The organism is Abyssibacter sp., assembly GCF_964229365.1.
GTDB lineage: Bacteria > Pseudomonadota > Gammaproteobacteria > Nevskiales > OUC007 > Abyssibacter.
Genome location: NZ_CAXRDQ010000014.1, coordinates 23,350 through 46,450, shown reverse-complemented (window position 1 = coordinate 46,450; position 23,101 = coordinate 23,350). Strand labels below are relative to the sequence as shown.

The window sequence follows — 23,101 nt, the reverse complement described above, 5'->3', positions numbered from 1 at the left end:
CCGGCATGTGATGGCTGGAGTGGATCTGGGCAGGTTGCGGGCTTATCGCCAGCTCGGGTCAGCGTTGCACACCGCTGGCCAGCCATCCCGTTTGCAACTGCAGGGGCTGGGGGAGGCCGGTATTGCCAACGTCATCAACCTCGCCTTGGCCGACTCCGACCACGCGGTGGCCGACGAAGCTGATGTGCTGGCCGCGCAGGGGGTGGTGTACCACCATCAGCCGATCGAGTTCTCGACGCCCGGCCGCGACGATTTGAACCGGTTCAGTGCGACGCTGGCCGCCTGCGAGGACCGACCTGTGCTGGTGCATTGCGCGCTGAACATGCGGGTGTCCGCCATGGTGTTTCTCGACCGCATCGAACGCCAGGGCATGATGCCAGCCCAAGCCCTGCCCGACCTGCTCGCGATCTGGACGCCCGAAGGGCCGTGGCGTGCGTTGATCGATGCCGTGCTCTCTGACAACGGGCACGCGCCATTGCCTGAATGACGGGTATGCACAGGGTCTCGGGGTTTCCGCCGATCGCCGCTGCCGACGCTCGTGCGCTGATTCTAGGCTCGCTGCCCAGCGTGGCGTCGGTGCAGGCACATCAGTACTACGGCCATCCGCGCAATGCGTTTTGGCCGATCATGGGCGCGTTGTTTGGCTTTGATGCCGAGCTGGACTACGAAGCGCGTTGCCATCAGTTGCGCAGTCAGCAGGTCGCGGTCTGGGACGTGGCGAGCCAGGCCGAGCGCCCCGGTAGTCTGGATGCCGACATCCGCCGCGAATCGGTCCAGCCGAATCCGCTTGATGAGTTGTTGGTCCGATGTCCCGGCATCAGCCACGTGTTCTTCAATGGGGGTGCCGCGGCGACCCTGTTCCGGCGTCATCATCGCGGTGATGCGGCGATCGCCCGGCTTCCGGCAACCCGGTTGCCGTCGACCAGCCCGGCGCACGCCAGCCTGCGTTTCGAGCAAAAGCTGCAGGCGTGGGCGGTCGTTCGGAATGTCCTGCAATAGCGTCGTTCATTTCGTGGCGGTTGGTCCTACAATCCGCGCTTTCGCGCAAGCGATCCAGCGGTGATGCGGCGATGCAGGCAGTGAGTTCCAAGCGGGTGACGACGTGACCGGGTTGGTCGTGGTCGACCATCTGGCTGACTGGCCCGAACCGCCCGATGGCATTGCGGTGATCACGGCGGAGGACTATCTCACCGACGACCGTCACGCCGGCGGCGGCCGTCGCCGCATCTACAACCTGTGCAGTTCCCACCGCTACCAGAGCGCCGGGTATTACGTGTCGCTGCTGGCAGGTGCTCGAGGGCATCAGCCGCTGCCCGAGATCAGCACGGTGCAGGATCTCAAATCACGCGACGGCCCGCGCATCATCCGCGCTGAAACGGATGATCTGGTGCAAACCAGCCTCGCGCCGCTGGAATCCGACACGTTCGAGCTGCATGTGTACTTCGGGCGTTGTGCTGCCAAGCGGCATGCCCGTCTGGCACGAGCCTTGTTCAACCTGTTCCCCGCGCCTTTGCTGCGCGCACGCTTTTCGCGGCAGGCGCGTTGGGAGATCGTCGGCCTGTCCGCGATTGCCCTTGGTGATGTGCCTGCCGGTCAGCGTGATTGTCTGCACGCATCGGCCGCCGATTATTTCGCCGGCAAGCGGCCCAGTCGCAAGCGCGTCAAGCGTGCCCGCTACGACCTCGCGATTCTGCACAATCCGGAAGAGCAGGAGCCCCCATCCGACGCGCGCGCCCTGAAGCAATTCAGAAACGCGGCGGAAGACCTGGGTTTCGGCGTGGAGTTCTTGGAGCGAGCGGATTACGGCCGTTTGCTGGAGTTCGACGCGCTGTTCATCCGCGAAACCACGGCGGTCAACCATCACACCTATCGCTTTGCACGCCGCGCGGCTCAAGATGACCTGGTGGTCATCGACGATCCGCAGTCGATACTCCGCTGCACCAACAAGGTTTGGCTGGCGCAGCGGATGACCCGCGCGGGCGTGCCGACCCCGAAAACCTTGATTCTGCACCGAGGCAATCTCAAAGAAGTCGCCGACATCGTTGGTTTTCCCTGCGTGCTCAAACAACCGGATAGCGCGTTCTCTCGCGGTGTCGTCAAGATTGACGACGCGACCGAACTCAAGCAGACCGCCAAGGAGTTGCTGGAGCGTTCGGATCTGCTGGTGGTGCAGTCATTCGTACCCACCGAATACGACTGGAGAATCGGTATTCTCAACGGCCAGCCGCTCTATGCCTGTCGCTACTACATGGCGCCCGAACACTGGCAGATCATCAAACGTGACACGGACGGAAAACAGGAAGGTGCGGCCGACACGCTGCCGATTGATGCCGTACCGACACGCGTGCTCGACGTCGCGATGAAGGCGGCGAAAACCGTGGGTGACGGCCTCTATGGTGTGGACCTCAAGCAGTTCGGTAGTCGGGTTGCGTTGATCGAGGTCAACGACAACCCCAGCCTCGACGCCGGTGTGGAGGATCGCGTGCTGGGCGCCGATCTGTACCGCATCGTCATGCAGCACATGATGGACCGGCTCGATGCCCGAACCCGTCGCCAATGATCACGTCCACGTGCCGGATACGCACCGCCAGACCTGATGACCTTGATGCCTTGATGGTGCTGGAACAGGGGTTCGATGCCGATCGAATCTCACGCCGATCGATGCGCCGCTTACTCCAAAGGCCGTCGGCGCTGATTCGCGTGATCGACGCCGACACGGACCACCCGACGCTCGTCGCCACGCTCATCCTGCTCACGCGCAGCAACAGCCGGGCCGCCAGAATCTACTCGCTCATCGTCGACACCACGCAACGCGGACATGGTTTGGCAGCGGGTCTGGTGGACGACGCCTGTCACCTCGCCGCACTTGCCGGCTGCGACCGCATCTGCCTCGAAGTGGCCGCCGACAACGTCGCCGCGCTGGCGCTGTACCAGAAGCTCGCGTTTCAACCACAGCGGGAGCTACCCGGTTACTACGACGGTCGTGATGGTCTGCGGCTGTGCCGGGGACTCTAGGGAAACACTGATCTATGCGCGCCCCCAAGTTGCTGCCTGAAAACAGGCCAGGCAAGGCGCGAGAAGTGAAGTTTGGTCATTCCAAATGAGCGACGAGCACCCATTCACCGGGAGCGAATTGAAACCGCCGACGGCGGGCCGCGACGGGATCGACACCCTGCGTGAACCGCGTCGACGGGGCGACCCGATACCGGTGATCATCCTGACCACGTTCGAGGAACCCGCCCTGTTCGAGCAGGCGGTGGCCGCCGGTGCGCGCGGTTTTCTGCGCAAGGATGTATCGCCGGAAGAACTGCTGGCGGCCATTGAGTCCGTGCACGCCGGCCAGACCGCCTATGCACCCACCGCATCGCAAGCCGTGCGCAATGCCGGGCAGTTCACCCCGCCGGCCGGCGGGGCCGACGTTCCAACGCTCACCGAACGCGAACGCAGCGTTCTGCGGCTCATGGTCGGCGGCTACGCCAATCGCGAAATCGCCAGCATGCTGTTCCTGGCCGAAGGCACGGTGAAGAACTATGTCTCCGGCGTGCTGGACAAGCTGCAGGTGCGCGACCGCACCCAGGCCGTACTCAAAGCGATCAGCCTTCGCCTGATCTGACCGCGCAATCCAAGTCGGCCTGCTGATTGATTAGCTCCGAGCGTTTAGATGTCTAGCGGTTCGTCGCCACGCAATGGGGCATAGCGAAAATTTTTTATCCTGTACCGAAACAGACGATTCCCGATACAAGCGAACCTTGTGCTCACGGCCGCAACTTAGCTGCACTGCAAGACCAGTTGAGGAGCCCCGCTCGAGCCTGATTCGCGGCTTTGGAAACGACGCACCGTCCCGATCAACGATTCGTCCGCGAGCAGAAGCGCGCCAAAGTTCTGCCCGGGATTGTCGCGCCAGAATTGCACCAGGTCGCGCAACCCGCCTGTTGCGTCCTGAATGGTGACGACACCGGTAGTGGCCGAAATGCTTTCCTGAAGCGCCGGAGACTGATCATGGTCGCCGCCCGCCATCGCCCATAGAGAGCCGCTGCCCGTGTGCAACCAGGTGACATCGCCCGACCCGGCCGGTGCGCCTCTCCCATCGTCCGCTGTTCCCGCACCAGCCGAACCTTCGTTCCATTCTGTGAGAACACGGTACACCGACAGCTGCAGCGCGCCGCCCTGCGATCGCGTAACCGTCATCCGAAGCTGCGCCGAGCGGATCAACTCGCAGCTAGCCGACAATTCCGACAGGTCAAACCGTATAAGCGCACGCCGGACCCGCTCTGATTCCTGGCGTGTCGTTCCCACATAAAGTGACACGCCCGCACCATTGGCAAGTTGACCTGACGACGACTCGTACAGCGTTGCATCCGCGCTCGGCGCCAGCGGTTCAGGTTCCTGAACCGGCCGGCTGACCGGGCTTCCGTCTCCGCTGCATGCGCAGAGCACCCATGCGGTCACCCCGCAAAGTAACGCCAGCAATACCTCCACACGAGCAGGGCCGCTCACTTGTCGAAGTACAGCGAAGGTCACTGGACCGTCCTTGCCTCATTGCCGGTGCGAAATTCTAAGAGGCCCGTTGTGGCAATAGCGTGACAGCGGATCGTTCTAACCTGCTCAATATCCCGAACAGCTGAAACGGGCACGAATGGCGCCACCTTCTACATTACGTCGACGCGCAATGCCGACAGACCAATACCGTAGTCATGAGATGCATTGAACAGTCACAGGGTCGTATCCTGCACAGCTTCGAACACGATGCCCGACCGATGACTGGCCTGCCTGCCAATACGACGCCCGAGAAGTTCTCCGACCCGCAATGGACAGCCAAGGGCGAACCACGCGCCTGGGTTGATCCGGTGGCGCTGGATACGCTGTGGTTCAACACCGGCACGCTTTGCAACCTCGCCTGCACCCATTGCTACATCGAATCCACACCCAGTAATGACCGGCTGGTGTACCTCACGGCGGCTGAGGTCGCGGGCTATCTCGATGAGATCGAGCGCGAGGGCCTGCGCACCGCCGAGATCGGATTCACCGGCGGCGAGCCCTTCATGAATCCCGACTTCATCGCCATGCTCGGTGATGCGCTTGGGCGCGGCTTCCGGGTGCTGGTGCTGACCAACGCCATGCGTCCGATGGAAAAGCGGCAGGCCGAACTACTGGACCTGCAGCGACGCTACGGCGAGCGGTTGGAAATACGCGTATCGGTGGACCACTACGCGCCGACCCAACATGAAACCGAGCGCGGGCCGCGAAGCTGGCAGCCGATGTTGCGGGGCCTGAAGTGGCTGTCCGAGCATGGTTTCAACCTTTCCGCCGCGGGCCGGACGATGTGGGGCGAGGATGAACCCGCCATGCGCGCCGGCTTCGCTCGGCTGTTCCGGGACGAGGCCATTCACATCAACACGGACGACCCACGGCACCTGATGCTGTTTCCCGAAATGGACGAACAGGCCGAAGTGCCAGAGATCACGACGGCCTGCTGGAGCATTCTCGATGTCAGCCCGAACGACATGATGTGTGCTTCGTCGCGCATGGTCATCAAGCGCAAGGGCGAGGCCCGCCCGGTGGTCGCCGCCTGCACGCTGCTGCCCTACGATGCCGAATTCGAGTTGGGGCACAGCCTGCGCGAATCGTTGCGACCCGTGCGGCTGAATCACCCGCATTGCGCCAAGTTCTGCGTGCTGGGCGGAGGTGCTTGCTCGGCCTGATCCGCCCGGCGCGCCCGCTGCCTACTGAAATGATCCAGACCCGCCCCTGATGCTCAGCGTTGTCATTCCGACCAGCCGCGACATGTCGCTCGGATGGTTGCCCCGCAGTCTGGCCGTGCTGGTCGCGCACCCCGGCATCCAGGTGATCGTCGTCGACAACAACAGCGGCGACGGCACCGATGAATGCGTCCGTGCGGCGGGATGCACCTGGATCAATCTGCCATCGAGCAGCCGCGCGGAGCGCTTGAATGCGGGCGTAGCCGCCGCGGTTCACCCGCGCGTTCTGTTTCACCACCCACGCAGCCGGCTCACGCCGGACGGCATCGAAGCCTTGCTGCGCTTGCCTGACTCCGTGGCCTGGGGCGGGTTCACCCACCGCTTCGATCGCAGCCATCCGTTGCTGGAATGGACCTCGTTTTATTCCAACCGCATTCGCATGGATCGCCGCGGCATCGTCTATCTGGATCACTGCATCTTCTTTCGCCGGGATCTGCTGCCGGCCGATCCGGTGCCGCCGCGGTTCATCTTCGAGGACACCGCACTCTCGCTCAGGCTGCGCCGCTTCGGCCGCCCGCTGCGGCTACCGCAGCCAGCGGTCACTTCAGCCGTCCGCTACGAGCACAACGGCCTCTGGCGGCAGGCGACGATGAATCAGGTGATGAAAGTCGGATACGCCGCCCGCCTGCCCGACCCCTGGCTGAACCGTATCTACGAGCGCGGCCTGAACCTCAACGGCAAAACGCGGCGCTGACCAATCCCCTTACAATGCAGGCTCGTGTCCTGGGGAAGACTCTATGCGCTTGCTCGCCCTGCTGTCGTTAGTCCTTGGCGGCCTGTTCGCCGGCGCTTGGTACGGCTTGCAGCAACAATGGTTCACGGCCCCGGTGTGGCCGTTCCTGCATCTGACCAAGACCGCGGCCTGGATTGGCGGCGCCGCATTGCTCACCGCGGTGCTGGAGCGGCTTGCTGCGGGCATTTCAACGGGTCAGCAGGCCTGGCAGCAGCGGCTGCGTGAGCGTGCGGGCGCCGAGCCGGGCGAGCCGCTGCGCGAAGTCACCTGGGCACACTGGGCGCTGGTCACGATGATCTGGGTTGCGGTGCCGCTCATCCTGCTCGATCAGTGGGGGCTCAGCACCATGAGCGAGCAGGTGCTCGATCGGCTGCTCAGCACCGGCATTAGCATCGGCGAGATCCGGATCGTTCCCGGCCAGATGCTACTCGGCGCCGTCGTGTTTCTGGCGCTGGTCAGCCTGTTCCGCTGGCTCTCTCACCGCCTGGAAAACACCTGGCTGGCACGCACCCCGCTGGATGCTTCGCTGCGGGAGTCGGTGGCGACGCTATTCGGCTACGCCGCCTTCGTCGTGGCGGTGCTGATCGGCCTGGCCATCGGCGGAGTTGACCTCACCAAGTTCGCGATCATCGCGGGCGCGCTGGGCGTCGGCATCGGGTTCGGCTTGCAGAACATCGTCAACAACTTCGTCTCGGGCCTGATCTTGCTGTTCGAGCGCCCAATTCGCAGCGGCGACTACATCGACGTCAACGGCACCGAGGGCTTTGTCCGCAAGGTACGCATCCGTGCCACGGAGATCGAAACCCTGAACCGTCAGCACGTGATCGTGCCCAATTCCGACCTGCTATCGAATCACGTCACCAACTGGATGCTGCGCGATCGCTTTGGCCGCATCACGGTCGGTGTCGGCGTGGCCTACGGCAGCGATACCGCCTTGGTGAAAAAGCTGATACTCGGCGTCGCCAGTGCTCATGAACTGGTCATGGGCGAGGATCAGACACAGGTGCCGCATCCCCTGGTCTGGTTCGCCGACTTTGGCGATTCGTCGTTGAATTTCGAGCTGAAGTGCTTCGTCCGGGATGTCGCCAGACGTTACGCCATCGCCAGCGACCTGCGCTTTGCGATCGATCAGGCGTTCCGCGAACACCAGGTGACGATCCCATTCCCGCAACGGGATTTGTGGATTCGGCAGGATCAAGCCGCGGACACGCCCAACCCTGACTGAAGGACCATTTATCGGTTTTTTCAGGTTTTCTTAGCCTCCCTTACATTTTTTTTAGCAACTGGAATTTAGGGTGGCGCCCCTGTAGCAGTGCTCCCGAAGAAGGGCACCCCTTTTTTACGCAGGATCGCGCCAGAAAGCCCGGAACCGGCTTCGCATAGTTCGCGCGCGGCCTCTTTTATGTCCGAGTGACGCCGTTTACGCTCGGCGGGCAATGCAATGAATGTGTTAGCCGCATTTGCAGTCGCGATGTCAGCACCCTGCAGCGAAGTTGTTCACTACACGCCGGTTGATGACCTGATCGAACTGAACGGTGCCGTCGAGCTATTCGTCGATACCGCGCGAGACGTCGAGTTTTCCGAGATCTCAGAAACATCGGCCTGCGATGCCTTCGAAACCGTTCGGGCGCCTGTGCGCCTCGGGGCGAATAGCGGACGCGCCTGGCTTCGATTCAGCGTGGGGCTGCCGGAACACCGCATGACGCCCTGGGAGCTGCTGCTCGACCACCCGCCGCTGCAACAGATCTGCGTTCACTGGCCGCTGCCGGCCGGTGGGTATCAACATGACTGCCGGGGCCGTCACTCCGCTCGTCCGCTGATCTGGGACCGGGGTTATCGCTTTGCCGTGCCGGCGATCGTCGATGCCACCCGCCCGATGTACGTGTCGGCGGAATCTGAAAGCTGGCTGCGTGTACCGATTGCGATCGGTTCGCGATCGCAGATCACCCATCTGGTCGCCGGGCAGCGGATCGGTTTCGCCCTGTACTTCGGTGTCCTCGGCGCGTTCATCCTGGTCGGCGTGGCCTTTGCACTGACCACGAGGCGAGCAACCTATGCTTGGTTCAGTCTGTTCTACGGCTGTTTCGCGATTAGCGTGGGCGGGTTTCGAGGTCTGCTCGTCGACCTCGGCTTGCCCATCTGGACGTCCAGCCAGCTCCCGCAGGTGCTGCTGTGCATGCATTTTTGGTTCGGCTCTCTGCTCTTCTCCCGCGTTCTGCAGTTGCAAGAAAACCTGCCCCGCCATCACCTCGCGTTGTGGGCGGTGCCCGTGCTGGCCCTGCTCAGCCTTCCGCTCACGTGGATTCACCTCCCGCTCTGGACCGGGTTGAATAGCACTCTCGCTCTCGCGTGGTTCATCGTGACCATATCGGCCAGTCTCCATCTGGCGATACGCGGGCAGGAATTCGCCATGTGGTCGCTCGGCGCGCTGTCCCTGTACATGATCGGCGGCGTTGCGATGGCATTGAACCTCATGGGCGTTGCCGACTGGCCATGGCGCGATACGGAGTTGTTGCAACGAGGTGGCGCCATTTTCTCGATGTTCCTGCTGATGCTCGGCACGGCGCGACATATGCGCGAGTCTCAAAAGCATCAGATCATTCAGCGTCAGATCGCGACCACACATCGCGATATCGCCCTGCATCACGTTTCGCGCGACACCGTGACCGGCCTGTCCAATCGCTCGGGTGTTCGTGCAAAGCTGGAAGAACGCGTGCAGCTCGCAGACCGATCAGGGACGCAACCCTCGGTTGCCGTGATCGGCATCAAAGGTTTGCGCGAACTGCGACATGCCCGTGGACACCAGGCCGGAAACGACATCCTGTTCGAGATCGGGCGCCTGTTCCGAGACGGCCTGTTGCCCGGCGAAGACATCGGCGCACTTGGCATGGACGCGGTGGCCATCATCTCCGACTGCGCCGGCCACGATGCATCGATGTTGGCCGCCCGGGTTCACACGCTGTCCGAGAACGTCGGGCAACTCGCACGACGACTCCAGGCCAGCGGTTTGAGCATTCATGTGGGCGCCACCCGCTTTCCGGAAGGCGGCGCGAATGCCGAGCAACTCATGATGCACGCCGAGATCGCCATGGCTCGCGCAGAAGCCGATCACGTATCTTGGCGGTGGTTTGACGCGGTATGGGCCGAAACCGCACGCAAACAACAGGACATGCTGGAAGAACTACGCAGCGCATTGCGTGATCGACTACTGGCCGTGCACTACCAACCGGTGATCTGCACAACAAGCCATCGGGTCAAAGGCTGCGAAGCACTGCTTCGATGGACCCGACCGAACGGCACGGCCGTCCACCCAGGCGTCTTCATTGCCCTGGCGGAAAATCACGGGCTGATGAATGACATCACCGACTACGTGCTCTCCGAGGCGTGTCGCCAGGCGAGCGCCTGGAAAGACATGTCTGATGGGCCTGACTGGATCGCGGTCAACGTGTCACCCAGCCAGCTGCGCGGCCGACACCTGATCGACGCGGTACGCACTCAACTGTCGCAGCATCATCTGAACGGTAAACACATTCACCTGGAGATTACCGAAGGCGCGGTGGTGGCCGATATTGCAGCCGCACGCGCCATCCTGGCCGAACTACGCGCCATGCGGGTCCACATCGCGATCGACGATTTCGGGGTCGGTTTCTCCTCGCTCAGTCACCTGCGATCGCTTCCGGTCGACACGCTCAAGATCGATCGTTCCTTTATTCGCGGCGTGCCCGAAGACCCCGAAGCCGCGACGGTGATCCAGGCGGTGATCCGCCTGGGCACCGAACTGGGCCTGGACATTGTCGCCGAAGGTATCGAATCGCTGGAACAGTTCTGGCAACTGCAACGTTGGCACTGCACCTACGTGCAGGGGTTCTTGTTCAGTCCTGCGCTCGATGCCCCGGCGTTTGAGCGATGGGCGAGCAACGCGTTACACCGGGTGTCCGAGCTGGGCGAAACGTTTGGCACCACGGCTACGTCCGCCTGACGACAGCGACTAGCCCACCCAGCGCCGCGCGTTGCGGAAGATGCGCATCCACGGCCCGTACTCGCCCCAGGACGGATCGTTCCAGGAGTTTGAAACGGTGCGGATCACGCGTTCCGGGTGCGGCATCATGATCAGCACGCGGCCATCGGCCGCGGTCACGCCGGCGATGCCGGCGGGCGAGCCGTTGGGGTTCGCCGGATAGGCTTCGCTGACGACGCCCCGGTTGTCGACGTATTGCAGCGCCAGCCCGCCGCCGGATTGCAGGGCTGCCTGATCATCGGCCGAGGCGAACAACGCTCGGCCCTCGCCATGCGATACCGCCACCGGCATCCGCGATCCCTGCATGCCTTCGAGGAACAGGGAGTTGGTGAACTTCGGCACCTGCACCATCGCCACACGTCCCTCGAATTGTTCCGAGGCGTTGCGGACAAAATGCGGCCAGTGTTCGGCCCCCGGGATCAGGTCTCGCAACTCGGCCATCATCTGGCAGCCATTGCAAATACCGAGCACGAAACGGTCGTCGCGGGTGACAAAGTCGTGGAAGCGGTTCGCCAGTTCCGCATGGAAGCGAATGGAGCCCGCCCAGCCGCGACCGGCACCCAGCACGTCGCCGTAGGAGAACCCGCCAGGGGCGACCAGGCCGGCGTAGTCATCCAGTGCGTGGACCCGGTCGATCAGGTCGGACATGTGCACGTCCACCGCCTCGAAACCGGCCACGTGGAATGCAAAAGCCATTTCGCGGGCACTGTTGACGCCCTGCTCGCGAAGCACCGCGATCTTGGGCCGCGACAGGTTCAGAAACGGCGCGGCGACGTCTTCGCTCACGTCATAGCTCAGCGCCGCGTGCAGGCCGGGGTCTTCGTCATCCAGCAGCGTCGCGTATTCGCTGTCGGCGCCCGCCGGATTGTCACGCAGGCGCTGCATCTGCCAGCTGGTCTCGGCCCAGCGCTGCTGCAGATCGCTCCGCGCGGCGCTGAAGACCTCGGCGCCGTTGGCCGAGATCGTCAGCGTTTGCGACTCGTTCGGCCGGCCCAGCACCTGCACGCCCGCACCAATGGCAAAGAAGGCCTCGGTGATGGCCTCCTGGTCATCGGCGCGTATCTGCACCACCACGCCCAGCTCCTCATTGAACAGCGCGGGAACAGGCAGTTGAGTGCCCAGATCGACATCCAGGCCGCAGCGACTGGCGAAGGCCATTTCGCAGAGCGCGGCCAGCACACCGCCGTCCGAGCGGTCGTGATAGGCCAGGAAACGATCCTCCGCCTTCTGCGCCAGTACAGTCTCGACAAAGGCCTTAAAGCCGGCGGCGTCATCAAGATCAGGTACCAGGTCACCGGTCTGGCGATACACCTGGGCCAGCGCGCTGGCCCCAAGGCGTTGCTGCACGCCGGCCGGGGTTAGCAGCACCAGCAGGGTGTCGCCTGTGGCTTCCAGTACCGGTGTAAGTGTGCGGCGCACGTCCTGCACGGCCGAGAAAGCGGTGACGATGAGCGACATCGGCGAACTCATCTGTCGCGTCTCGCCATCGACGGTCCAGCGTGTGCGCATGGACAGCGAGTCCTTGCCCACCGGAATTGCAATACCCAACGCCGGACAAAGCTCCGCGCCGACGGCGCGCACGGTGTCGTATAGGCGCGCGTCCTCGCCCGGCTCGCCGCAGGCCGCCATCCAGTTCGCGGACAGGCGCACGCGGTCCAGCCGTTCGATGTCCGACGCCAGCAGGTTCGTTATCGCCTCGCCCACGGCCATGCGGCCCGACGCCGGCGCATTGAGCAGCGCCACCGGCGTGCGCTCACCCATGGCCATCGCCTCGCCGACATGGCCGGTGTAACCACCGGCCGTCACCGCGCAGTCGGCCACTGGCGTCTGCCAGGGTCCGACCATTTGGTCACGGGCCACCAGGCCGGTGATGCAGCGATCACCGATGGTGATCAGAAACTGCTTGGACCCCACCGACGGCAGGCGCAGCACGCGATCAATCGCATCGGCCAGCTCCACGTCGGCGCCGGTCCAGCCATCGCCCGGCGAGGTCATGCGAAGGACGTCGCGATGCATCTGCGGTGTCTTGCCGAGCAGCACCGTCATCGGCATGTCCACAGCGTGCTCGTCCGCGTGATCAAGCACCTCCAGCTGCGGCTTCGCGGTCGCCTCGCCGACCACCGCGAAGGGACAGCGCTCGCGCAGGGCCATTGCGCGGAACTGCTCCAGCGACTCGCCGGCGATCGCCAGCACGTAGCGCTCCTGCGATTCGTTGCTCCAGATTTCCATCGGCGACAGCGACGGATCGGCCGAATGCACGTCGCTCAGGCGGATCACGCCGCCGCGGCCATCGGCATCGATGATCTCTGGCAGGGCATTGGAGATACCGCCCGCGCCCACGTCGTGGATGGACAGGATCGGGTTGTCTTCACCCAGCGCGCAGCAGCGGTCGATGACTTCCTGCGCGCGACGCTGGATCTCGGGGTTGGCGCGCTGCACCGAGGCAAAATCCAGCGACTCCTGGCCCTCGCCAGCGCCCACGGAGCTCGCCGCGCCGCCGCCCAGGCCGATTAGCATGGCCGGGCCGCCGAGCACGATCAGCTTGGCATCAACCGGTACCGGCAGCTTCTCCACATGCCCGTCGCGCACACTGCCGATACCGCCCGCGATCATGATCGGCTTGTGATAACCCCGCAGCAGGCCTGCCACGCTCTGCTCGTAGGTCCGAAAGTAGCCGGTGAGATTGGGCCGGCCGAACTCGTTGTTGTAGCTGGCGGCACCGATCGGGCCTTCCAGCATGATCTGCAGCGCACTGGCCATGTGGCCCGGCTTGCCGACATCGATCTCCCAGGGTCGCGGCGCGCCGGGAATCTTGAGATTCGACACCGAAAAGCCGCTCAGCCCGGCCTTGGTGTAGCCGCCCCGCCCCGTCGCGGCCTCGTCGCGGATCTCGCCGCCGGCGCCGGTGGCCGCACCAGGATCAGGCGAAATCGCGGTCGGATGGTTATGGGTCTCGACCTTGATCGCGATATGCGACGGCTCCTCGTTCAGCTGATAGACCGGCTCGTCGCTCACGCGGAACTGCCCGCTGGGCTGGGCTTCCAGCACCGCGGCATTGTCCTTGTAGGCCGACAGAATGCTGTCGGGCGACGCGGCATAACTGGCGCGGATCATGTCGAACAGCGATTGGTCCTGCGGCTCGCCGTCGATGGTGAACTGCGCAGTGAAGATCTTGTGCCGGCAGTGCTCGGAATTGATCTGCGCGAACATCATCAACTCGGCGTCGGTGGGCTCACGCGAAGACTCCGCATAAAACGCAGCCAGGTATTCGATCTCACCGTCCGACAGCGCCAGGCCGAGTTCCGCATCGGCGGCGCGCAGCGACGCCAGCGGATCATCACCAAGCGGCATGTGCCGCAGCGGGCGGCGCGGCGGGGTGGCGAATACCGCGTCCAGATCATCCAGGGTCGAGCGCAACTGCTCGGTCATCCGGTCGTGCAGCAGATCCAGGGCCGCCGCATCCGGCACGGCGCTGAGCATCAGCAAGCGGCCGCGCTCCAGGCGGTCGACATCCATGCCGCAGACCCGTGCGATGTCCGTGGCCTTACTGGACCAGGGAGACAGCGTCCCCGCACGCGGCAGCACGTATTGGGCAACCGTCCCGGTGGGCGGCGCGGTGGTCACGCCGGGTAGCAGCTGCTCGATCACATCCCAATCGGCCGGGCGCGAGGCGTTGACCAGATAAATCCACGCCGAACCTTGCACGATCACCTCGCTGCCGGCCTCGGCCAGCGCTGCGTTGAGGCGATCCAGCCGAAAAGAAGAAAGCGCGGCCTGGCCCAGCAGCATGCGAGTGGTCATCGATCGAATCCTATGTCGTCGGGGTTCTGCGTCAATTGCTCATCGGGGCGCGAGTTGCCGCCAGTCCAGACCCTGGTCCTGGTCGGCGATCTGCACCCAGTCTTCATCCACATCCAGCGCCGTGGCGGCAGCCTGCCGAGCCAGCGCCTGCGAATTGTTCTGTTCGGACAAATGCGCCAGCACCAGGTGCTGCAGGCGCGCCATGCCGATTTCGGCGAGTAAGCCGGCGGACTGGCAATTGCTCAAATGCCCGAGCTGGCCGCCCACCCGCGTCTTCAGGCTCTGCGGATACGGGCCGCGCGCGAGCATGTCGCGATCGTGATTGAACTCCACCGCGAGCCCGTCGCAGGGCGCAAGCATGCTGCGAATATGCGGTGTAATGCAGCCGGCATCCGACAGCACGCCCAGGCGCATCTGCCCGTCGTGAAACACGTACTGGCAGGGTTGGCGCGCATCATGTGGCACCGGGTATGGGTGAATCTCCAGATCGTCCACCGCAAAGGGCGAATGTCCGTCGATCACCTGCACGTCAACATCGGCGTGCATCTTCCCGGCAGCACGCGTACCCAGGGTCATGAACACCGCCAGTCGATGGCGGCGCGCCAATGCGCTCACGCCACCGATGTGGTCGCCATGTTCGTGCGTGACCAGAATCGCCGCCAGCTGGCTGGCCTCCAGCCCGAGACGCTGCAGACGCCGCTGCGCCTCGCCAGCGGGAAAGCCACAGTCGAGCAGGACGTGTGTCGACCCGGAGCTGATCACGGCCCCGTTGCCGCGACTGCCGCTACCCAGGTAGGCGAACCGCATCAGGTACTTTCTGACTTGCCCTGGGTGTACATCGGAAACGGCGTCACGTTCGAGCCCTCCCCGACCGGCGTCAGCTTGGCTGTGCCGCGCTTGTCGACCTCGTCGATACGCACCACGGCGTGCATCGGAACGAAGGAGCGCTTCACGTTCGCGAACTCCGCAGCCAGCTTTTCCTCGGCCGGATCGATGACCAGCGACGTGCGTTCGCCGAACACCAGTTCCTCGATCTCGACAAACCCATACAGGTCACTGGAGGCCACGGAGCGGGCATAGACTTCGTAGAGCTGGCCCTTGTTGATAAAGGCGACGCGATAAAGGCGTTGTTGTTTCACAAGCTTGCAGGCTGGTCGGGCAGCGCGAGTGCCCGGGACGCGTAGGGCCGACGTGGGATGCCGGCGCGCGAATTATAGCAAGCGCCCTGCCCCCTCGGACGAACGGATTCGGCACGGGTTCGCTATGACGACAATAGAGCAAAGCAATGGAACAAGCGGAGCCGGCATGAATCCATCTTGATGGCTGCTGGTTTCTTCGGCGCCACCCACGACCGTCAAGGAGGACACCGTGACAGACGAATCAACGACACCCAACGCGGCTTCCGCATGTCCGCATCTTCAATCCGTTGACTACGGCGATGTGAAAACCCGCCGAGGCCAAGGCGGCGAAACCCGCCAAACCGCCGATGCCGACCACCCCACGCTCACCACCCAACAAGGTGTTCCGGTCGCCGACGATCAGAACACACTGGCCATCGGTGAGCGCGGCCCGAAGCTGCTGGAAGACTTTGTCATGCGCGACAAGATCTTCCACTTCGACCACGAGCGCATACCCGAGCGCGTGGTTCATGCGCGCGGCTTTGGTGCCAAGGGTTACTTCGAATGCTACGAACCGCTCACCGACATCACCCGTGCGGCCCCCTTTCAGGCCAAGGGCAAGAAGACCGATGTCTTCGTGCGGTTTTCCACCGTGGCCGGCAACAAGGGGTCGGCGGATCTGGCGCGTGACGTGCGCGGCTTCGCGGTCAAGTTCTACACCGACGAAGGCAACTGGGACCTGGTCGGCAACAACATCCCGGTGTTCTTTATTCAGGACGCGATGAAGTTTCCGGACCTGATCCACGCTGCCAAGGCGGAGCCGGATCGCGGCTTTCCGCAGGCGCAAACCGCGCATGACAACTTCTGGGACTTCGCCTCGCTGATGCCGGAATCGATGCACATGCTCATGTGGATCATGTCCGATCGCGCCATTCCGCGCAGCTTCCGCTTTATGGAAGGCTTCGGCGTGCATACCTTCCGCCTCGTCAATGCCGAAGGGCAGTCCACGTACGTCAAGTTCCACTGGAAACCCAAGCTTGGCATGCAGTCGGTTGTCTGGAATGAGGCGCTGAAGATCAACGGCGCCGACCCCGATTTTCACCGCCGGGATCTGTGGAACGCGATCCAGGCCGGCGACCACCCGGAGTGGGAGCTCTGCGTCCAGCTGTTCGATGACGCCTTCGCCGACCAGTTCGAGTTTGATGTGCTCGATGCCACCAAACTGATCCCGGAAGATCTGGTTCCGGCCAAGCCCATCGGCAAGATGGTGCTGAACCAGACGGTGGACAACTTCTTTGCCGAAACCGAGCAGGTCGCGTTCTGCACGCAAAACGTCGTGCCGGGCATCGATTTCACCAACGACCCGCTGCTGCAGGGCCGGAATTTCTCCTACCTGGACACGCAGCTCAAACGCCTGGGGTCGCCCAACTTCACCCACCTGCCGGTCAACGCGCCACGCTGCCCGATGGCGCACTTCATGCAGGACGGTCACATGGCCGTGTCCAACCCGACCGGGCGGGCCAACTACGAGCCCAACTCCTGGGGTGAGGCTGGCGGGCCTCGCGAGAATCCCGAGCGCGGCTACATCAGCCATGCCACGCCGGAATCGGGCGACAAGCGCCGTATACGTCCGGAATCCTTCGCCGACCACTACAGCCAGGCACGACAGTTTTACCTGAGCCAGACGGCGGTCGAACGCCAGCACATCGCCGACGCCTTCGTCTTCGAACTGTCCAAGGTGCAGAAAACGGCGATCCGAGAGCGTCTGGTCGCCGGCCTGCTCAATGTTGATGAAGACCTGGCCAAGCGCGTGGCCCAGGGCCTGGGGCTCGAGTCACTGCCGGAGCCGGTTCCGGCGGCAGCCACGACACGAACCGACCTGGTCGAATCCCGCGCCCTGAGCATCCTGCTCAACGGCCCGGAATCCTTCGCCGGCCGCAAGGTGGGTGCGCTGGTCGGCGATGGCAGCGACGCCAGCACCATCAAGGCGCTGAAACAGGCCGTCGAGGCTGAAGGCGCCATGCTTGAATTCATTGCCTCTTCGGTCGGTGGCATTCAGGACAGCGACGGCAACAACATCCCCGTGGACGAGAAGATCGATGGCGGACCGTCGGTGGTCTACGACAGCGTCGCGGTCATTCTCGACGAGACAGCCGCGCACACGCTGGCCAACGACGCGACCGCCCGAGATTTCGTCAGCGATGCACATGCCCACTGCAAGTTTGTCGGGTTCTCCGGCGACGCAGCCGTCCTGCTAAACGCCGCCGGCGTCAGTGAAAGCGACCGCGACGATGGCTACCTGCCACTGACCGACGAGTCCAGAACGGCGGAGGCTTTCGTGCAAACCTGCCGGAATCTGCGGTTCTGGGAGCGCCAGGAACTGGTCGACCAAACATAGCTTAGCGACCGCAAATTCCGAACGTCGGGCGCCAACGTCGCGCCCGACGTTCGGTCATACAGAGTGGACGGATGCGTCTATGGCCAGCCGGCCCCACATCAGTCGTGGAGGCCGTGCGCCGTAAGCATTCGTCCGCGATCTGGATGCCATCCGCTACCGGTCCAACAGACACAGGCGGCATTCCATACGAAAACGCCACGGATGGAGCGCGCTGCAACCCAACCCTGAGCCACCCGCACGGAGCCCCCATGTCCTACATCCGCTTTGGACTGATGATCATCACCTCTACCGTAGTGATGTTCATCCTCATGTACCTGAACACCTACGCGTGGGAACACCTGTTCTTCTCGGAAACACGCACCTACATGGCGCTGCTGATGGGCGCCACCATGGCGATCATCATGCTGGCCTACATGCTTGGGATGTATTCCAGCAAACGGCTGAACATCGCGATCTTCATCGGTGCGGCGCTGGTCTTCGCATCGAGCCTCTGGCTGGTTCGCAGCCAGGTCACCGTGAACGGACCGAGTTACATGCGAGCCATGATTCCACACCACTCCATCGCGATCATGACTTCAGAGCGAGCGCGCATCCGCGATGCCCGTGTCCATCAACTGGCCGAGGAAATCGCCAGCGCCCAACGCCGCGAGATCGCAGAAATGCGGTATCTGATCGCCGACATCTCGGCTGGCAACGTGGTCACACAGATCCACGAGGACCCGCCGGCCCAACCGGGCACAGTCGCCGACGCGCTGGCCAACACGCTGACCTCCGATCTCGACCCTGAACCGATCTCGCGGACCGAAACTGACCGGGTGCTGGCAGCGCCGGAGCACTGCCGGTTTCACCGTAGCCGCGAGACCAACCCGATCCTGTGGACGGACCAAGGCAAGGCGGCGTCCATGAAGGTCAACGGCACACTGATCCGCCTAGCTGCGACTCCGGGCGCTGAGAACGAGCGTCGTTACGCCACCCGTGGCGCATCAGTCGCAGTGAGCCCCCTACCTCGCGATGCCCGTGACTGGCGGCAAAACGCGGAACTCAGCTTCACACTCGATCAGGGGCTGTCCGTCGGATACCGGGGATTCTGGACTTGCGACGGCTGACTGCGGCTGTCCGAAGCAAACCCGCCAAACGAGGTGCCACGCATCCGGCCGGCGGCCCCGCTCCACCCGGCCGCCATCCTTTACGCCTGAATTGAAGCGGCTGCGCGTGGCTCGACCAGCGAAATTTTCGGTTGTCGTGATTGGAACAACAGACCCCATCCGCAGTCACAGTTTGTGCCTATGGGGTAGTTCAAGGGCGGGATGGGTACGAATCTGTCAATGGAGTCGAACACCATGGAAGACCACAGCAAACCCCCATTTCCCGACCAGAACATGACCCCGCCGGGTGATGAATCCCGGATGGACCCGGCCCCTCAGTTTGAAGCCCCGGACTATCGCCCCGCCGGCAAGCTGGAAAACCGCACCGCATTGATCACCGGAGGTGATTCCGGCATCGGCCGTGCCGTGGCCACGCTGTTCGCCAAGGAAGGCGCCGATGTCGCCATCGTTTATTTGAACGAGGAAGAAGGCGACGCCGAAACCACCGCGAAACACGTTGAGGAGGCCGGCCGCAAGGCCCTGCTGATTCCGGGCGATGTCGCCGATCCGGACTTCTGCAAGCACGCGGTGGACACCACCGTGAATGCCTACGGCAAGCTGGACGTGCTGGTGAACAACGCCGCCTACCAGCGTCATCGCGACTCGCTGGATGACGTTTCGATCGAGCAGTGGGAAACCACATTCCGCACGAATATTTTCGGCTACTTCTACATGGTGAAGTATGCCGTGCCCGCCATGGCGCCCGGCAGCACCATCATCAATACCGGGTCGGTGACTGGTCTGGAAGGCAAAAGCCGGTTGCTCGACTACTCGTCGACCAAGGGTGCGATCCACGCCTTCACCAAGTCGCTGGCGCAGTCGCTGGTCGAGCAAAGCATCCGGGTCAACTGCGTGGCGCCCGGCCCGGTCTGGACACCACTGAACCCGGCTGAGCGCAGCGACGAGGAGATGCGTGAGTTCGGCGAAGCCACGCCGCTGGGCCGACCCGGTCAGCCCGAAGAAATGGCGCCTGCCTATGTGTTCTTCGCAAGCAATGCGGATTCCAGCTACATCACCGGACACGTCCTGCCATTACTGGGCGGGGAGACGACCGCAGGATGAGCAGCAGCGACGAGATCACACTGCAACAACCGGACTACACGGTGCAGCACGAGGCCACGCCGATCGGGGGGCGGTACTACATCCCGCTGGACGGAACCCGTGCCTTCGCCGAGCTGACATGGCGCCGCAGGGCAGACGGCAACATCACCGCCGACCACACCTATGTGCCCGGGTCGTGGCGTGGCCACGGACTCGCACACCGCTTGGTCGAGCGGCTGATGAACGACGCCGCCGAACAAGGCTGTTGTGTGGTGCCTGCCTGCTCATATGTGCTGGCCGAGGCACGTCGTAACCCGGCTTGGCAGGCCCTGACGCTGAACTGCCCGTCGTAGCAGGCGCCCGGGCAGGCAGCGGAACCCGCCGCCGATGCCCGGCTGGCCATCATCTGATTTCACCCCCGACAAGGAGCGAATCCGTATGTCAATTAACGAACCGCTTTCCATCGAAGCCATCAAGGAAGACGAAACCAAGGCCCATCAGCGTGAGCGCGATGACGTGCTCAGCCGCGTTCTGGAGGACCACGCCGAGATCAAACGTCGTTTCAACGCCATCTCTACGGCTGGCTCGCCTGCAGACAAGCGCGAGGCGCTACACGCCCTCATCCACAAGCTCGTGGTGCACGAAACAGCCGAGCAGGAAGTGCTCCATCCGCTGGTTCGTTCAGCCGATCAAGGCGACGACATCGCCGAACGCCGGCTCAAGGAAGAACGGGCGGCCGAGGAGCTTCTCGCTCGCCTGGAAAAACTGGATGTGGATGACGCGAATTTCAACCAGCTCATGACCGAGCTACGCGATGACGTGATCGAGCATGCCGAAGCCGAGGAAGACAACGAGTTCCCCAAGATCGAGCAGGCGGTATCTGCGGACACGCTGGCATCGTTGTCGCCCATCTTCCGGGCTGCCGAAGCCATAGCACCGACCCGACCGCATCCCAGTGGTCCGACGTCGGCTACTGGCAATGTCGCACTCGGACCCATGGTCGCCATTGCAGACCGTGCACGGGACGCCATCCGGCAGGCCCGGAATCAGCAGCATTGATCAACCGCCCCGGCCCTGGCGGGCTTGTCCCGCCAGGTTCCGGCACGGCAGGAGACTTAAATGAGCAAACTGACCAACCAATCCGATAGCAATCATGCCCGCGAAGCCGGCATGTTCTATCCCACCGATCACATGGTCATCGCATTTGACCATGATGGCGATGCCGCGGCGGCGCATGATTATCTGAAAGATGCGGGTTTTCCCGAGGACGACATCACGGTGGTGCCCGCCAAGCAGATGGAAACCGAGGCTGCCCGGAATCTGGACAACCCCAGCTTCATGGCCTCCATCGGGGCGAGTCTGCCGGTCCGCGAGAAACAGCTGGAGCTGGCTCGGCGTGGCTGCGAGTTCGTCATGGTCAAAGCCGAATCCGATAACGAGGAAGATCAGGTGATCCAGGCCATGTCCCGGCTACCGGTGCGTTACGCGGTGAAGTACCGCAAGCTGGTCATCGAGGACATGCGCACCCGGATCTCCTCCATCGAGCCACATAGCGACCCGGCGCGTAGGCCGTAGGCCGTAGGCCGTTACAGGCTGGCGCCCGCACCCGCATTGGCGTGCGTGTGTTCATACGCCTCCTGACAGCGGACACAGCGCTCCACCTCGGGCTGCACCTGCAGGCGCTGAACCTTGATTTCCGTGCCGCAGTCGATGCACTCGCCGTAATCGCCGGTTTCCAGGCGCTGCAAGGCATCGATCACGCGATTGCGCTGATCCACCGCCTGTTGCTCCAGCGCACGTTCCTTGGTCTGCAGATGGTCGGCCACCGACGCATCCCCGGCGTCCGGTGCCTCGCTGGCCCGGGCGACCCAAGGCTCCTGCCCGCTTTCTGACGCCGTGATCTGCTCATCAAGCTCGGCGAGACGTTCCTGCAAGGTGCTGGATACGGCGAACTGCAGCTCGGGATTCAATGTCGTCATTGCATGCTCCATGTCGTGCCCCGCGCGATGTTCGACAGCCGTTTCGCCCCGGTGTTTCCTCGCAAAAAGACAGGAACATGGTGCCGATCGATATGTCGCAACCATGTGGCCATTCAAGCCACAGCCATTTGCCCCAAGGACGAATCAATGGAAACCAAGACAGCCATGCATCAGGGCGTTGAGCTCTGCACCCCCGACGTCCCGGTCGCCGAACTCGCTCAGCGGATGCGAGACAACGACATCGGTGCCATACCCGTTGGCGAGAACGACCGCTTGATCGGCATGGTCACCGACCGGGACCTGGTCACTCGCTGCCTAGCCGACGGCAAGGACACCACCTCGACCACGGCCAGGGATGTCATGACCGAGGGCATTGCGTACTGCAATGAAGACGATGACATCCTCGAAGCCATGCAGTTAATGCAAGACAAGCAGCTCCGCCGATTGCCGGTCGTCAACAAGGACAAACGCCTCGTGGGCATGCTCAGTCTCGGCGATTTCGCCCAGGCCACGCAGCCGGATCTCGCCGGTCGTTTGTCCAGTTCCGTTTCCGCCCACCATTGATCGGACAGGAGATCGACCATGGCTCAATGCGAAACCTGCGGTAATGAATACGACCGGCCGATGACCATTTCAGTCGGCGGCAAGTCCCATGTTTTTGACTGCTTCGAATGCGCCATTCACATGCTGGCGCCAAGCTGCAAGCACTGCGGCTGCCGCATCATCGGTCACGGCGTTCAAAGCGGCGGCGACATGTTCTGCTGCGCACCCTGTGCCGGGCACGAGGGTGCAGCCGGGCTGGCCGACCGGGCCTGACGCATAACCGCCGGGGCGGTGTGGTCGCCGTCCCGGCTAGCGCGTCAGATAATCCACCGGCAGCATCACGAACAGCAGAAAAACCCATAACAGGGCGCCCAGCGCGAACACGCGGATCAGCGGTTTTGCGCTGAGCAGGTCCATGAAGTTCGCGACCAGCAACCCGCCCATCAGCAATGCGAGGCCCAGGTTGAGCGCGATGCTCCAGGGGCCAAGCGCCAACAACGCCACGGCGACAGACATCGCCAAAACCGCCAGCAACGCGGCCCAGGTCAGCAGCAATGTTCGCATCG

23 protein-coding genes are annotated in these 23,101 nt (G+C 63.3%); 17 read left to right on the top strand and 6 right to left on the bottom strand.

Annotation, left to right across the window (positions count from 1 at the left end):
* The 5 genes from ACE1EY_RS01925 to ACE1EY_RS01905 form a co-directional block, all read left to right on the top strand.
* Positions 1 to 487: protein tyrosine phosphatase family protein (locus ACE1EY_RS01925; protein WP_370299322.1), on the top strand; the 487-nt coding region annotated here is incomplete at its 5' end.
* A gap of 5 nt (positions 488 to 492) precedes the next feature.
* Positions 493 to 999, top strand: coding sequence for a DNA-deoxyinosine glycosylase (locus tag ACE1EY_RS01920; RefSeq protein WP_373928030.1), 507 nt, complete (start codon positions 493 to 495; stop codon positions 997 to 999).
* 103 nt (positions 1,000 to 1,102) lie between these two features.
* The gene (locus ACE1EY_RS01915; protein WP_291512652.1) at positions 1,103 to 2,560 is read left to right on the top strand and encodes a RimK family protein; all 1,458 of its coding nucleotides are present in this window, start codon (positions 1,103 to 1,105) and stop codon (positions 2,558 to 2,560) included.
* Positions 2,557 to 3,015 (top strand): N-acetyltransferase, encoded by a 459-nt coding sequence (locus ACE1EY_RS01910; RefSeq protein ID WP_291512651.1) that lies wholly within the window; start codon positions 2,557 to 2,559, stop codon positions 3,013 to 3,015. The genes ACE1EY_RS01915 and ACE1EY_RS01910 overlap by 4 nt, the downstream gene beginning before the upstream one ends.
* Positions 3,016 to 3,100: 85 nt before the next feature.
* The gene (locus ACE1EY_RS01905; RefSeq protein ID WP_370299321.1) at positions 3,101 to 3,613 is read left to right on the top strand and encodes a LuxR C-terminal-related transcriptional regulator; all 513 of its coding nucleotides are present in this window, start codon (positions 3,101 to 3,103) and stop codon (positions 3,611 to 3,613) included.
* 155 nt (positions 3,614 to 3,768) lie between these two features.
* Here the strand turns inward: ACE1EY_RS01905 and ACE1EY_RS01900 are convergent, their stop codons facing one another.
* On the bottom strand, positions 3,769 to 4,521 hold the full coding sequence (locus ACE1EY_RS01900) for a DNRLRE domain-containing protein (RefSeq protein WP_370299320.1): 753 nt from the start codon (positions 4,519 to 4,521) through the stop codon (positions 3,769 to 3,771).
* 173 nt (positions 4,522 to 4,694) lie between these two features.
* Here ACE1EY_RS01900 and ACE1EY_RS01895 point away from each other — a divergent pair, with 173 nt between their 5' ends.
* The 4 genes from ACE1EY_RS01895 (at position 4,695) to ACE1EY_RS01880 (ending at position 10,471) form a co-directional block, all read left to right on the top strand.
* Positions 4,695 to 5,702, top strand: a complete 1,008-nt coding sequence (locus ACE1EY_RS01895) for a radical SAM protein (protein ID WP_370299319.1) — start codon at positions 4,695 to 4,697, stop codon at positions 5,700 to 5,702.
* Positions 5,703 to 5,751: 49 nt separating this feature from the next.
* Positions 5,752 to 6,453: a glycosyltransferase gene (locus ACE1EY_RS01890; protein WP_370299318.1), complete on the top strand. Its 702-nt coding sequence runs from the start codon at positions 5,752 to 5,754 to the stop codon at positions 6,451 to 6,453.
* 43 nt (positions 6,454 to 6,496) lie between these two features.
* Positions 6,497 to 7,717, top strand: coding sequence for a mechanosensitive ion channel family protein (locus tag ACE1EY_RS01885; protein ID WP_370299317.1), 1,221 nt, complete (start codon positions 6,497 to 6,499; stop codon positions 7,715 to 7,717).
* A 246-nt stretch (positions 7,718 to 7,963) separates the two neighbouring features.
* Entirely contained in the window at positions 7,964 to 10,471 is a 2,508-nt protein-coding gene (locus ACE1EY_RS01880; RefSeq protein ID WP_370299316.1) for an EAL domain-containing protein, read from the top strand.
* Between the two features lie 9 nt (positions 10,472 to 10,480).
* On the opposite strand, the gene purL is transcribed toward ACE1EY_RS01880, so the two are convergent.
* Genes purL through ACE1EY_RS01865 form a run of 3 tightly spaced genes read right to left on the bottom strand, consistent with a single transcriptional unit; the run spans position 10,481 to position 15,450 of the window.
* Positions 10,481 to 14,311, bottom strand: coding sequence for a phosphoribosylformylglycinamidine synthase (purL, locus tag ACE1EY_RS01875; protein WP_370299315.1), 3,831 nt, complete (start codon positions 14,309 to 14,311; stop codon positions 10,481 to 10,483).
* A gap of 39 nt (positions 14,312 to 14,350) precedes the next feature.
* A complete protein-coding gene (locus tag ACE1EY_RS01870) occupies positions 14,351 to 15,118 on the bottom strand; it encodes an MBL fold metallo-hydrolase (protein WP_291513579.1) in 768 nt (255 codons plus the stop codon).
* The gene (locus ACE1EY_RS01865) at positions 15,118 to 15,450 is read right to left on the bottom strand and encodes a DUF1820 family protein (RefSeq protein WP_291513578.1); all 333 of its coding nucleotides are present in this window, start codon (positions 15,448 to 15,450) and stop codon (positions 15,118 to 15,120) included. The genes ACE1EY_RS01870 and ACE1EY_RS01865 overlap by 1 nt, the downstream gene beginning before the upstream one ends.
* A 229-nt stretch (positions 15,451 to 15,679) precedes the next feature.
* On the opposite strand from ACE1EY_RS01865, the gene ACE1EY_RS01860 reads away from it, so the two are divergent.
* The 6 genes from ACE1EY_RS01860 to ACE1EY_RS01835 all read left to right on the top strand — a co-directional run bounded on the left by ACE1EY_RS01860 (position 15,680) and on the right by ACE1EY_RS01835 (position 21,588).
* Complete coding sequence (locus ACE1EY_RS01860) at positions 15,680 to 17,827, top strand: catalase (protein WP_370299314.1); 2,148 nt, start codon at positions 15,680 to 15,682, stop codon at positions 17,825 to 17,827.
* Between the two features lie 248 nt (positions 17,828 to 18,075).
* Positions 18,076 to 18,933 (top strand): DUF305 domain-containing protein, encoded by an 858-nt coding sequence (locus ACE1EY_RS01855; RefSeq protein ID WP_291513576.1) that lies wholly within the window; start codon positions 18,076 to 18,078, stop codon positions 18,931 to 18,933.
* A gap of 234 nt (positions 18,934 to 19,167) precedes the next feature.
* Positions 19,168 to 20,034: an SDR family oxidoreductase gene (locus ACE1EY_RS01850; RefSeq protein ID WP_370299313.1), complete on the top strand. Its 867-nt coding sequence runs from the start codon at positions 19,168 to 19,170 to the stop codon at positions 20,032 to 20,034.
* The gene (locus ACE1EY_RS01845) at positions 20,031 to 20,366 is read left to right on the top strand and encodes a GNAT family N-acetyltransferase (RefSeq protein ID WP_291513574.1); all 336 of its coding nucleotides are present in this window, start codon (positions 20,031 to 20,033) and stop codon (positions 20,364 to 20,366) included. Before ACE1EY_RS01850 ends, ACE1EY_RS01845 begins: the two co-directional genes overlap by 4 nt.
* An 85-nt stretch (positions 20,367 to 20,451) precedes the next feature.
* Positions 20,452 to 21,072 carry a hemerythrin domain-containing protein gene (locus ACE1EY_RS01840; protein WP_291513573.1) on the top strand — a complete coding sequence of 207 codons (621 nt, stop codon included), beginning with the start codon at positions 20,452 to 20,454 and terminating at the stop codon, positions 21,070 to 21,072.
* A 60-nt stretch (positions 21,073 to 21,132) separates the two neighbouring features.
* The gene (locus ACE1EY_RS01835; RefSeq protein ID WP_291513572.1) at positions 21,133 to 21,588 is read left to right on the top strand and encodes a hypothetical protein; all 456 of its coding nucleotides are present in this window, start codon (positions 21,133 to 21,135) and stop codon (positions 21,586 to 21,588) included.
* 11 nt (positions 21,589 to 21,599) lie between these two features.
* Here the strand turns inward: ACE1EY_RS01835 and ACE1EY_RS01830 are convergent, their stop codons facing one another.
* Positions 21,600 to 21,992 (bottom strand): TraR/DksA family transcriptional regulator, encoded by a 393-nt coding sequence (locus ACE1EY_RS01830; protein ID WP_291513571.1) that lies wholly within the window; start codon positions 21,990 to 21,992, stop codon positions 21,600 to 21,602.
* A gap of 147 nt (positions 21,993 to 22,139) precedes the next feature.
* Between ACE1EY_RS01830 and ACE1EY_RS01825 the strand changes: the two genes are divergently transcribed.
* Both ACE1EY_RS01825 and ACE1EY_RS01820 read left to right on the top strand, forming a co-directional pair.
* On the top strand, positions 22,140 to 22,556 hold the full coding sequence (locus ACE1EY_RS01825; RefSeq protein ID WP_291513570.1) for a CBS domain-containing protein: 417 nt from the start codon (positions 22,140 to 22,142) through the stop codon (positions 22,554 to 22,556).
* Positions 22,557 to 22,574: 18 nt separating this feature from the next.
* A complete protein-coding gene (locus ACE1EY_RS01820) occupies positions 22,575 to 22,808 on the top strand; it encodes a hypothetical protein (protein ID WP_291513569.1) in 234 nt (77 codons plus the stop codon).
* Between the two features lie 36 nt (positions 22,809 to 22,844).
* On the opposite strand, the gene ACE1EY_RS01815 is transcribed toward ACE1EY_RS01820, so the two are convergent.
* Positions 22,845 to 23,099, bottom strand: coding sequence for a hypothetical protein (locus tag ACE1EY_RS01815; protein ID WP_373928029.1), 255 nt, complete (start codon positions 23,097 to 23,099; stop codon positions 22,845 to 22,847).
* Between the last annotated feature and the right edge of the window lie 2 nt (positions 23,100 to 23,101).

Excerpts from the sequence above, each read along its gene's own strand:
- ACE1EY_RS01890 (WP_370299318.1), top strand. The coding sequence starts at position 5,752 with ATGCTCAGCGTTGTCATTCCGACCAGCCGCGACATGTCGCTCGGATGG.
- ACE1EY_RS01820 (WP_291513569.1), top strand. The coding sequence starts at position 22,575 with ATGGCTCAATGCGAAACCTGCGGTAATGAATACGACCGGCCGATGACC.
- ACE1EY_RS01815 (WP_373928029.1), bottom strand. The coding sequence starts at position 23,099 with ATGCGAACATTGCTGCTGACCTGGGCCGCGTTGCTGGCGGTTTTGGCG.
- ACE1EY_RS01895 (WP_370299319.1), top strand. The coding sequence starts at position 4,695 with ATGAGATGCATTGAACAGTCACAGGGTCGTATCCTGCACAGCTTCGAA.
- ACE1EY_RS01910 (WP_291512651.1), top strand. The coding sequence starts at position 2,557 with ATGATCACGTCCACGTGCCGGATACGCACCGCCAGACCTGATGACCTT.
- ACE1EY_RS01830 (WP_291513571.1), bottom strand. The coding sequence starts at position 21,992 with ATGACGACATTGAATCCCGAGCTGCAGTTCGCCGTATCCAGCACCTTG.
- ACE1EY_RS01905 (WP_370299321.1), top strand. The coding sequence starts at position 3,101 with ATGAGCGACGAGCACCCATTCACCGGGAGCGAATTGAAACCGCCGACG.
- ACE1EY_RS01825 (WP_291513570.1), top strand. The coding sequence starts at position 22,140 with ATGGAAACCAAGACAGCCATGCATCAGGGCGTTGAGCTCTGCACCCCC.
- purL (WP_370299315.1), bottom strand. The coding sequence starts at position 14,311 with ATGACCACTCGCATGCTGCTGGGCCAGGCCGCGCTTTCTTCTTTTCGG.
- ACE1EY_RS01870 (WP_291513579.1), bottom strand. The coding sequence starts at position 15,118 with ATGCGGTTCGCCTACCTGGGTAGCGGCAGTCGCGGCAACGGGGCCGTG.
- ACE1EY_RS01880 (WP_370299316.1), top strand. The coding sequence starts at position 7,964 with ATGTCAGCACCCTGCAGCGAAGTTGTTCACTACACGCCGGTTGATGAC.
- ACE1EY_RS01840 (WP_291513573.1), top strand. The coding sequence starts at position 20,452 with ATGTCAATTAACGAACCGCTTTCCATCGAAGCCATCAAGGAAGACGAA.
- ACE1EY_RS01845 (WP_291513574.1), top strand. The coding sequence starts at position 20,031 with ATGAGCAGCAGCGACGAGATCACACTGCAACAACCGGACTACACGGTG.
- ACE1EY_RS01855 (WP_291513576.1), top strand. The coding sequence starts at position 18,076 with ATGTCCTACATCCGCTTTGGACTGATGATCATCACCTCTACCGTAGTG.
- ACE1EY_RS01835 (WP_291513572.1), top strand. The coding sequence starts at position 21,133 with ATGAGCAAACTGACCAACCAATCCGATAGCAATCATGCCCGCGAAGCC.
- ACE1EY_RS01850 (WP_370299313.1), top strand. The coding sequence starts at position 19,168 with ATGGAAGACCACAGCAAACCCCCATTTCCCGACCAGAACATGACCCCG.
- ACE1EY_RS01885 (WP_370299317.1), top strand. The coding sequence starts at position 6,497 with ATGCGCTTGCTCGCCCTGCTGTCGTTAGTCCTTGGCGGCCTGTTCGCC.
- ACE1EY_RS01920 (WP_373928030.1), top strand. The coding sequence starts at position 493 with ATGCACAGGGTCTCGGGGTTTCCGCCGATCGCCGCTGCCGACGCTCGT.